Annotated in this window: 9 protein-coding genes; 2 read left to right on the top strand and 7 right to left on the bottom strand. The window is 46.0% G+C overall.

Going from position 1 to position 10,000, the window contains the following annotated elements:
- The first annotated feature begins 31 nt into the window (after positions 1-31).
- Positions 32-805 carry a hypothetical protein gene (locus LDL35_RS06210; protein ID WP_304020502.1) on the top strand — a complete coding sequence of 258 codons (774 nt, stop codon included), beginning with the start codon at positions 32-34 and terminating at the stop codon, positions 803-805.
- A 10-nt stretch (positions 806-815) separates the two neighbouring features.
- Here the strand turns inward: LDL35_RS06210 and LDL35_RS06205 are convergent, their stop codons facing one another.
- On the bottom strand, positions 816-1,604 hold the full coding sequence (locus tag LDL35_RS06205; RefSeq protein ID WP_304020499.1) for a carbon-nitrogen hydrolase family protein: 789 nt from the start codon (positions 1,602-1,604) through the stop codon (positions 816-818).
- An 86-nt stretch (positions 1,605-1,690) separates the two neighbouring features.
- Between LDL35_RS06205 and LDL35_RS06200 the strand changes: the two genes are divergently transcribed.
- On the top strand, positions 1,691-4,276 hold the full coding sequence (locus LDL35_RS06200; protein ID WP_304020497.1) for a heavy metal translocating P-type ATPase: 2,586 nt from the start codon (positions 1,691-1,693) through the stop codon (positions 4,274-4,276).
- Between the two features lies 1 nt (position 4,277).
- On the opposite strand, the gene LDL35_RS06195 is transcribed toward LDL35_RS06200, so the two are convergent.
- The 6 genes from LDL35_RS06195 to lonB form a co-directional block, all read right to left on the bottom strand.
- A complete protein-coding gene (locus LDL35_RS06195; RefSeq protein ID WP_304020495.1) occupies positions 4,278-4,937 on the bottom strand; it encodes an Ig-like domain-containing protein in 660 nt (219 codons plus the stop codon).
- Between the two features lie 213 nt (positions 4,938-5,150).
- Complete coding sequence (locus tag LDL35_RS06190; RefSeq protein WP_304020491.1) at positions 5,151-5,411, bottom strand: DUF504 domain-containing protein; 261 nt, start codon at positions 5,409-5,411, stop codon at positions 5,151-5,153.
- 15 nt (positions 5,412-5,426) lie between these two features.
- Complete coding sequence (locus LDL35_RS06185) at positions 5,427-6,197, bottom strand: type I 3-dehydroquinate dehydratase (protein ID WP_304020489.1); 771 nt, start codon at positions 6,195-6,197, stop codon at positions 5,427-5,429.
- Positions 6,198-7,481 (bottom strand): TldD/PmbA family protein, encoded by a 1,284-nt coding sequence (locus tag LDL35_RS06180; RefSeq protein WP_304020487.1) that lies wholly within the window; start codon positions 7,479-7,481, stop codon positions 6,198-6,200.
- On the bottom strand, positions 7,474-8,808 hold the full coding sequence (locus LDL35_RS06175) for a TldD/PmbA family protein (protein WP_304020484.1): 1,335 nt from the start codon (positions 8,806-8,808) through the stop codon (positions 7,474-7,476). Before LDL35_RS06175 ends, LDL35_RS06180 begins: the two co-directional genes overlap by 8 nt.
- On the bottom strand, positions 8,808-10,000 hold a 1,193-nt coding region (gene lonB / locus LDL35_RS06170; RefSeq protein ID WP_304020481.1), incomplete at its 5' end, for an ATP-dependent protease LonB. The genes LDL35_RS06175 and lonB, both read right to left, overlap by 1 nt.

Here is a 10,000-nt window from a genome sequence, read left to right as displayed (position 1 = left end):
CTGTTAATGGAAGCGGTACCAGATATTGGGTATGACGTGTTCACCAGTGCAGTCACAACGTGCACTCAGTTTCTCTCTGGTGGTCCTGACAACCCTTATCGCCCTTGTTTTTTGTGGGTGGGGGTCTTGTGTTTTTGCTGATAAGGTAGAGACCCATCTTTCAATTGGGACCGATCCTGCTGATCCGGGTGAAAATCTCCCATTCACCGTGAAAGGTATCCTGACCGATGCGGAAGGTACGGTCATGGGTAATAAGAAAGTATCCCTTGAACGATTGGAAGAAAATGATCCGGAAAGTGAATATGAATTTCTGGCAGTGGCAACTACTGATATCGAAGGGGCATATTCATTTTTCCGACCGGCAGCATCACCGCCAGAATATCTCAGAGTCAGATATAATGGAAATTCCCAGTTTGAAGGAACAATAAGTGAGATTGTATCAGGTCATATCTCAAAAGAGCTAAAGGTAAAGACCGGAATTATCCCACAGGTAGCCAAATCAAAGACAAAAGTGACCGCAAAGGCATCCCCTTCCAATCCATTCCCTGGTCAGGCGGTCTCAATCGGCGGACAGCTGATGGGTGAGAACGGAGCCCCACTGGCAGGGAAAAAGGTAATTTGTGAAGCATCCGACCGGGTGGGAACAAGAAGCGACTTTTCTATTCTTGGTATCTCGACCACAGATGAGAAAGGATTTTTCAAATTTACCGCCAGTGGAGGATCGACGACCACCTTTATTCAGGTCAGGTTCCCAGGCGATGATGAATATGATGAATCAGTGAGTGAACTGATTTTAATATTGTAAAACCTTTTTTTTATCTGGAAAGTAATTCCGTATAGTCAACCTTCTCATAGTCCTGATGAACAGGGAAATTTTTTCTCAGAGTGAGTGCTTCTTCTTCGTGAATATCATAAAAAATTAATTCTTCCAGATCACTTCCCCGTGCCCTGATAGTTCCATCCGGCCCGGCAATGCACGTCCCTCCGATATACGTATCGACCGGAGTGATACCGACGGTATTCACAGAAGCCACAAAGGTCTGAAACTCCGCCGCTCTGCTCGTTGTAAAAAGATTAAAATGTTTCATCCTTGAGGATGGCCATGCTGACGGAATAATCATAAGATGGACCCCTCTATTCCGGTAAGCCTGAAAGAGTTGTGCAAATCTGAGGTCATAGCATATGGCAAAACCAATTGTGCAGGAGTTCACGGTATATGATCCTAAAGTACTGCCGGATGAGTAATGGAGATCTTCCCCCGCCGGAGAAAAAAGGTGAATTTTGGAATATTTTGCAAGTGTCCGTCCATCAGGACCGATTGCAATACATGTGTTTAATGGTTTTTCATCACCTTTTTCCCGATATGATCCGATTATTCCGATACTCACCTCTTGTGCAATCTCACGCATCTCATCTACGAGTGCTCCTGTTTCTTCTGTAGTATATGACGTATCATGGGGGTCCCAACCAGTTAGTATCTGCTCTGGAAATGCAATCAACTCAGCATCCCCTTCTACTGCCTCAGCTGCATATTGTCTCATCTTTTTTAATCCGGATTGTGGATCATTCCAACAGGGTGATATCTGTGCTGCACAAAGGATCATACATTATCATCTGGTGTTATCAGCCAAAATGAGTTTTTGGGTTTTTTATTATCTTCATAAAAAAATAGGCTAATGGGAGTTTTTGTATGGCAGAGGAGAAGAAAAAAGAGATTGAACTGGAGATATCCGGAATGCATTGTGCCACCTGCGCAGGTACAGTTGAAAAGGGTCTTTCATCCACACCGGGTGTGATAGAGTCAAGAGTCAATCTTGCAACAGGGAAAGCACGCGTATTGTATGATCCTTCACAAGTATCCGTTAAAGACCTGACCGGGGCTGTCGAAAAAAGTGGTTTTTCGGTCAGATTGGAAAAAGTGGTAATAAAGGTTGGAGGAATGACCTGTGCCGCCTGTGTTCAGACAGTTCAGAAAGCCCTGCAGACCCTTGATGGCGTGATATCCGCCGATGTAAATCTTGTGAATGAGCGGGCATATATCACCTATAATCCTTCACTTGTGGATATAAGAGAAATCAGGGATGCCATTCATAATGCCGGTTATCAGTTTCTCGGAACAGACCATGATGAGATAGATGAGAGTGAAAAATTACGGGAAAGAGAGTTGAAACAGCAGCTCTTTAAGATCATCATCGGTTTTGGTCTCTCTCTGGTTCTTATGGGCATGATGTATATTCCGGATCATGATATGCATCTTTTGTCTTATGTCCAGCTCATAATTACAACTCCGGTACTGTTCTGGCTTGGTACTCCTATCTTTCGTGCTGCTTTTGGTGCTCTTCGGAATAAAACCCTGAATATGGATGTCATGTATGCGATGGGAATATCGGTTGCATATCTTGCAAGTGTTCTCGGAACATTTTCCATTATTCTTGATATGGATACGTTGTTCTATGAGACTGCTTTGATGCTTACCGCGTTTTTATCTCTTGGCCGGTATCTTGAAGCGCGGGCAAAAGGGCGGACATCATCAGCAATAACCTCACTGATTGGACTGCAGGCTGACTCTGCATCGGTTATTCGTGATGGAGTTGAGAAAGATATCCCTGTTCAGGAGGTTATCCCTGGAGACATCATTCGGATGAGACCGGGAGGAAGGATTCCTGTAGATGGGATCGTTGTATCAGGATCAAGTTATGTGGATGAGTCCATGGTAACCGGAGAACCTCTGGCTGTTTTGCGCGAACCCGGCCAGGAGGTCATCGGAGGCACTCTGGTAACAAGCGGGGCATTTGATTATGAAGCGACGAGAGTTGGCTCTGACACGATGCTTGCCCGGATTATCAGGCTGGTTGAAGAGGCCCAGGGGTCCCGCCCTCCTGTCCAGAGACTTGCCGACTATGCTGTTACCTGGTTTATCCCTGTTGTACTTCTCATTGCTGTTCTCGCATTTCTCTATTGGTATGGTATTCGAGGAATGGATCTCCGGTTCTCCCTTCAGACTTTGATTGCGGTTCTTGTTGTAGCGTGCCCGTGTGCTCTCGGTCTTGCAACACCGACCGCGGTTACCGTTGGAATCGGACGTGGGGCTGAACTTGGGATACTTATCAGGAATGGATCGGTTTTAGAGATTGCCGATAAAATTACCGTAGCTCTTTTTGATAAGACGGGGACCATCACCAGGGGAAAACCCGTTGTCACTGATGTAGATTCCTTTACCGGCAATCCCAGACTCCTCTTATCCATGGCTGCATCTCTTGAATTTCTCTCCGACCATCCGATAAGTACTGCCATCCTTGCAAAAGCACACCAGGAGGGGATTGAACCTGCCAAGGTCACATCATTTCAAAATATTTCCGGAAGCGGCCTTTCAGGAACAATATCCGGAGGGGTGGTCCGGCTGGGTACCCGTGATTTCATCTTTTCCGAAGGGTTCTCATTTACATCTGACGAAGAAGAGTTGGTATCCAGACGGGAAAGAGAAGGGAAGACAACAGTTCTCATCTCACGGGACGACCAGATTCTGGGTCTTATTTCTATTGCGGATCAGATAAAGCCGGAAGCTGAACAGGCTGTCAGGCTCCTGAAAGAGATGGGAATCCGGTCTGGTATGGTTACCGGTGATAATCAGATAACAGCCGATGCAGTCGCGTCTATGGTTGGAATTACCGATGTATTTGCCCGGATCTTACCAGAAGGGAAGGAAGATCAGGTTGTTCAGATGCAAAACAATGGAAATGTGGTGGCATTTATCGGAGATGGTATCAATGATGCACCTGCTCTGGCACGGGCTGATACCGGAATCGCAATCGGTTCTGGCACAGATATCGCTATTGAAAGTGCTGATGTGGTTCTGATCAGGGATTCACTCATTCATATACCGGCAGCTCTTCAGTTGGCAAGGAAAGTGATGGGAAGAATCAGGTTGAATTTATTCTGGGCTTTTGCGTATAATATTGTTCTCATCCCGCTTGCAGCAGGAATTCTCTATCCTGTAATCATGTTCAGACCCGAATATGGGGCTCTTGCCATGGCATTCTCATCGGTTACGGTCATCACTCTTTCTCTTCTTTTAAAACAGTATACACCCCCGGCTCTTATGCAGGAAATGAAATCAGGTATGCATATGAATAAAGAAATTGATCCGATATGTGGTATGTCAGTGGATCCGAATACTGCGCAATTTTCATCCACCTATGAAGGAAAAACCTATTATTTCTGTAATAAAGGATGTAAGGATACTTTTGATAAGAATCCAGCACAATATAAACAATAATTTATTCGTATACCGTAATCTTCAGTACCCTTGAGGAGGTAGCACTATATCCGTCATCACCGGAAAATACTGCTTCAATCTGCACAGATCCACTCTCAACAACCGGAAGACTGAATGAATATTCTCCGCTGAGGTCTGTTGTAACAGATCCTGCTTCTCTCCATTCAAGCATTCCACCAAATGCGCATCCACCAAGACATCCGACCGGGCTTGAAGCAAGCCTGTACAAAATCTCTTTATGTGGAATGCCTTTCCCTTCACTATCTGTTAATCTCCCTTTAAATGTGACATAATCACCGGTTTTCGGAAACGTTGGCCAGCCGCTTAATGTTAATGCAGTCTTTTTCGGTTCATTGCCCGGAACTGCTAGAACTGAAACTTTTTCGCTGTATATTCCGGTATACAATGCTTCAAATCCCCAGTCCCCGCCAACATCTGCTATCTGGTTATATCTGAAAGTCCCGTTTGAAGCAGGTTTTGCCAGCATGAAGGAGTCGGCATGTGAACCTGAGGGCGCAGTAATGAGGATTATGACATCAGAAGGTTGTGTTCCGAATAATGACCGGTCAATCTGGCCGGTAAGTGTGATTTTGTCACCAATAATAACCTCATCCTGAAGTTCTTTTAATTGAATGAGGTCAGATGGATGTGTATTTTCCATGTTTTCATCCTGATATGCACACGTGTGAGAGATGAGAATAACACCAGTACATACCAGAATGAACAGGAAAGAAGTTATTTGCATTTCAGATCCCTATCGCATCCCGTATATGTACTATATTTGTGTGTGGCCTTATCAGGTTTGAGGAAGATTCTGATTCACTGGGGAATCTGAAAATACGCATAACACGTTATTCACTCATCATCCGGTTATCTATCTCTGAGTACGAGACCAGATCATCCGGGTATCATAGGTTATCCACCAGATCCGGTGGTACGGGATGTACACCTCCTCCTCATATGCAAATTGGCGTTTTAGAACAATATACCGGTTTTCAAGTCTTGTTATTTCAGAGCCATGTATTGTGGAACAAGTACTGCCTACTCCCCGGTTCAGATATCCAATGACTACTTTTGAGAAGTCGCATGCCGGGTCATACCAGATACGAAGCAGTATCCGGTGTGTCGTCCTCATGAAAAAGTGAATTCATCAAAATTCGAGATGTTTTCTATACTGTTCAGCTCGTTCATAATAGCCGGATGCATCTCCTGACCTGACTGGTCTTCCTTCAAACCAGGGATCGACAAATCCGGGGCTGAGCAGATGGGCAAGAAGTTGCATCTCACGAAGACTATATTGACCGGGGGAAGTCTCACTATGGATATAACAATAGGTATATAAAGAGCCAAATAGACAGAGCAGAGGCCTGGCATACCGATATACCGTTCCGGTTACACTCATAATAATAGGATAGGGACAAGCAGCAGTAATCTTCAGAAGTCTGATTACATCTTCTTTCGTCTGAGGCTGTACAGCAATTTTTACAATATCACCAAAGGAATGAAGCTCTTCAATAAGAGCCTGCATTTCATCATCATCAGGCATCCGGTTCTGGTGGCAGGACGCTATTATGGTTTTATTGTGTTTTTTCACCTTTGAAGCATGTTCCTTAAACCTGATTTCCAGATCAATACTATCGACAAGTCCGATATAGGGTTCTAATTTCTTCCACAGCCCTGCCGACCCTCCTGCATATGCCCCTCCTTCATCACTACTCCGGACAGTGAGTACTATCGGGCCCTGAAAGGAGGTCCGAAGTGAGTGTAATGCATCATCGATCGGCTCGGTTATTAAATCCAGCCTGACTTCCAATGCATCGGCTTTGGTAACCTCCGGTGACAGTAATTCACGGGCACTTGATAACGATGCGATAATTTTTATAAGCCGGTTGGGATCTGCCTTCAGTGCCTCGGATGTCATTTATCCTCTCCCGATCACTGAAATACCAGATAATCTGACAGAAGGCACAATAGTTGAACCAAGTGTTCGGGTATCCGTGCTACACCCCTGAATTTTATGGAGAATATCAAATATATTTCCAGAGATCATCCCGGTCCTGATTGGCTCGTGAAGTTCTCCATCATATGCAAAGAAAGGTGATGAGAGTTCTACTGAGAAATCGCCTGACATGGGGTTTGCAGTATGTGCACCGATAAGGTCATGAACATATACTGCTTTTTCAGAAAGAATATCCGATTCGGGTCCTTTCAGTATGAGATTATGGTTTCCGATAGCCGGAGCACCGGACTGACCGGTCCGAACAGCACTGGCTGTTGGATTTTCCCCGTACCGGTATGCTGTTCTCAAGTCATAGGCAAATGATCGAAGGATACCGTTCTCTATGAAAGGAATCTTCCGAACAGGCATTCCTTCACCATCCCATGCACAGTTGGCAACACCTCGTGAGTCCATCGGATCATCAATGAGAGAGATCGTATCCCCTGCAATATGCTCTCCAATTTTCCCTGCAAAAACAGAACGTCCGGTATGAACATTTCTTCCCGAGAGAGCAGGGATGACTGCAGCGTCAAGGAGCTGGGAGATTGCCATTGGTGAGAGAACAACATCGTACATCCCGGTTTCTATCTCTTCTCCTCCCTGACCATTGGCTGCAAAAAATGCGGCTTCTTTTCCGGTTTTTTCAGGATCTATTATGTCAAGGTTCCATGCCGTATCAGATTCATAGCCTGTGGACTGACCGGCAATCATCTCCAGACTGACATGAACCTGCGTACCGGTAGTACTATAGTATAATCCATTACTATTCGCAATGGTATGTTCTGATATAGCGACCGATGCAGATCCTGAAGTGATATCTGCAGCATATGCCTCAGCACCCGTCTTCAGCCGGTTGATAAGATCAATAACAAGGGCCGGATCGGTCGTTATCCGTTTGTCAAAGGCGAGTGGTTTCTGGTCTATTTTTTCAGGCCCTGGAAGTCCTTTCCAGGGAAGAGGATCAGAAAATCTGGCACTGGCACACGCTGCATCAAGACAGTTCTTCCATGTCTTCGGATTATCTGTACATGATACTCCAATCCTTCCATCTTTTATAATCCGGATGATAATGCCGGATCCTTTGGATTTACTTCCGATGGCAATACGATCCCGTTTCAGATCTGCTGCGATTGATTCACTCTGGGCATAGAAAACCTCTGCCTCATCAGCAACCTGTTTTGCAGCCCTGAGGATATCTTCAATCAATCTCACACCCCCCTACCACTGCATTGTCAAGCAGAAGATGGGGCGCCCCGTCGGTAACCGGAACTGTCTGTCCACCTTTTCCACAATATCCCGGATGCAGGGCCAGATCATTACCGATAAGAGAGATGGTATGCAGGGTCTGCAATATCTCTCCGGACAGGGAAACATCACGAACCATTGTGGTACATTCTCCGTTTTCAATCAGAAATCCGTATTCCGCATTAAACTGGAACATCCCCCGTCCGGGATCTACCTGACCCCCCCTGGATCCTTTGAGAAGGATCCCTGATCTGCATTCGGAGATGATCTCATCATAGGTAGAATCACCGTTTTCAATAAAGGTGTTACTCATCCTGACAATCGGCTCAACACCCGGCATTCCCCGACAATGACCCGCAACCCCGTCACCTACGGATGCAAGTGTCTCTTTGGAATGAAGATATGCAGACAATATCCCATTTTTGATTATCTCTGTCCGTTTTGTTTCTGTTCCTTCGTCATCCACCGGACAAAAACCAAATTGCGGGAGTGATGGATCATCAACTATCGTGAGAAGCGTTGATCCTATCTGTTCGTTGATCTTTCCTTTTAGAATGGAGCTTCCTTCTTTTACCAGGTCTCCTTCTGAGGCATGACCGACTGCTTCATGAGCAAAAACCCCGGCAAGTTCCGGATCCAGAACCGCTCTCATCACTCCTCCTTTCGCCGGTTTTGCATCAAGGAGTTTTTGTGCGCGTTCTGTTGCTTCCCTGGCCAGATCCTGTCGATGCCGTATGTTCAGGCCGGAAATGGTATGATCCCGTTCGTATCCCATCTGGACTACACCTGCACGTGATGCGACAGCGAGGACCGAAAACCCGCATCTGCACAGGTGATAGGTGTATGCATGACCAAGACAATCAGAGAAAGAGACCGTTTCATCTTTTTCGATATAGTTAATCCGACGGCTGACAATATCCTGTCCGTTCGTTGCCTTATACATATCAAGCAGGATAGTAACTTTCTCATCAAGACTTACGTCTGCCGGATTTTCTTTCATTGCAGGTACAACATGGAGGTGGGATGGCGTCTCCTGAATCGGGATATGAACGTTCGTGACCTGTGATGCATCATATGCTTCCTGAATGAAGGACTCCGGAAGGGTTTCAAACTCAGCCTCTTCACCGGATACGGAGAGAATTCCCCATCCCTTCTCTCCGAGAACCCTGATGACCGCTTTATCAAAAAATGAGGAGCCTGCTTGTTCGACTCTTCCATTGTCCACGTCAATCTGGGTAACCTCTCCGGTAACCCTGCGGACATCGTAGTAACGGTACGGGAGAGACATCAGACTACCGTCCGGGGTGCAGAAATATCAGTTCCCAGAATCGAACGGGTTGTAGACCATGCGATTGTTTTCAGTTTATCAAGGAACATCTCACGGTTGTCTGGAACCAGTGCAATCTTAAGTACCTCATCTATCTTTTCAACCGGAATGATCTCAATGGTTGATAAAAATTCATCCTCTATGAGAACATCTCCAAGATTTGCCTTTGGTATAAGGACTTTCCTGATACCTGCCCGTGCTGCTGCTTCAATCTTGTAGGTGACTCCTCCAACCGGAAGGACATCTCCTCTGACTGAGAGGGAACCGGTCATTGCAATGTCCTGTCTGACCGGGATTGATTCAAGCGCACTGATAGCTGCTGTTGCAACCGTAATTGAAGCAGAATCGCCTTCCACTCCCTGGTATGTTCCGATAAACTGGATATGAATATCAATATTTCTGATATCTTTTCCAGTAAATCTTTTGAGGATGGCTCCTACGTTCTTGATTGACTCCTGTGCAATTTCTTTGAGAAGCCCTGTTGCGATGATGTTACCACCATCACCTTGTGCAGGAGTAATTGCAGCCATAATCGGGAGGACGGATCCTGCATCACTCCCCATGACTGCAAGACCGTTCACCCGTCCGATCTCAGTCCCTTCAACGACAGCAAGTTCATATTCACGTGTTCTTCGGATCATTTGGCCGGATATCTGATCCTCAATGGACCGGGCAGTTTTCTTGGCTTCAAGAACATGGCGTCTGGTGGTAAGCTCTGCACCCTCCTGTCGTGCAAGATCTCCTGCAACCCTGATAAGACCTCCCATGTCCCGAAGTTTCAGGGTCAGGTAGCCTTTCCGGTTTGAACGGCGTTTTGCTTCATGGATGACTTCGTCAATGGCAGTCCGATCAAAGTGAGGGATCATACCATCATTTTTGATCTCCTGCGCGATGAACCTGATAAACTTTTCCCGGTTTTCAGGAGTATCGGGCATGGTATCTTCCATGTAGATCTCATATCCGTTTCCTCTGATACGGGATCTCAAGGCCGGATGCATCCCTTCAATAGCGTCAAGATTACCTGCTGCGACCATGACAAAATCACATGGGACAGGTTCAGTCCTGACCATAGCTCCTGAAGAGCGCTCACTCTGACCGGTGATTGCAAACTGTCCTTCCTGCATCGCGGTCAGGAGACTCTGTTGTGAAGGAA

Source organism: Methanospirillum hungatei, assembly GCF_020216685.1.
Taxonomy (GTDB): domain Archaea; phylum Halobacteriota; class Methanomicrobia; order Methanomicrobiales; family Methanospirillaceae; genus Methanospirillum; species Methanospirillum hungatei_B.
The sequence above is the reverse complement of the archived record's forward strand: the minus strand, read 5'-3'. Positions and strand labels throughout refer to the sequence as shown.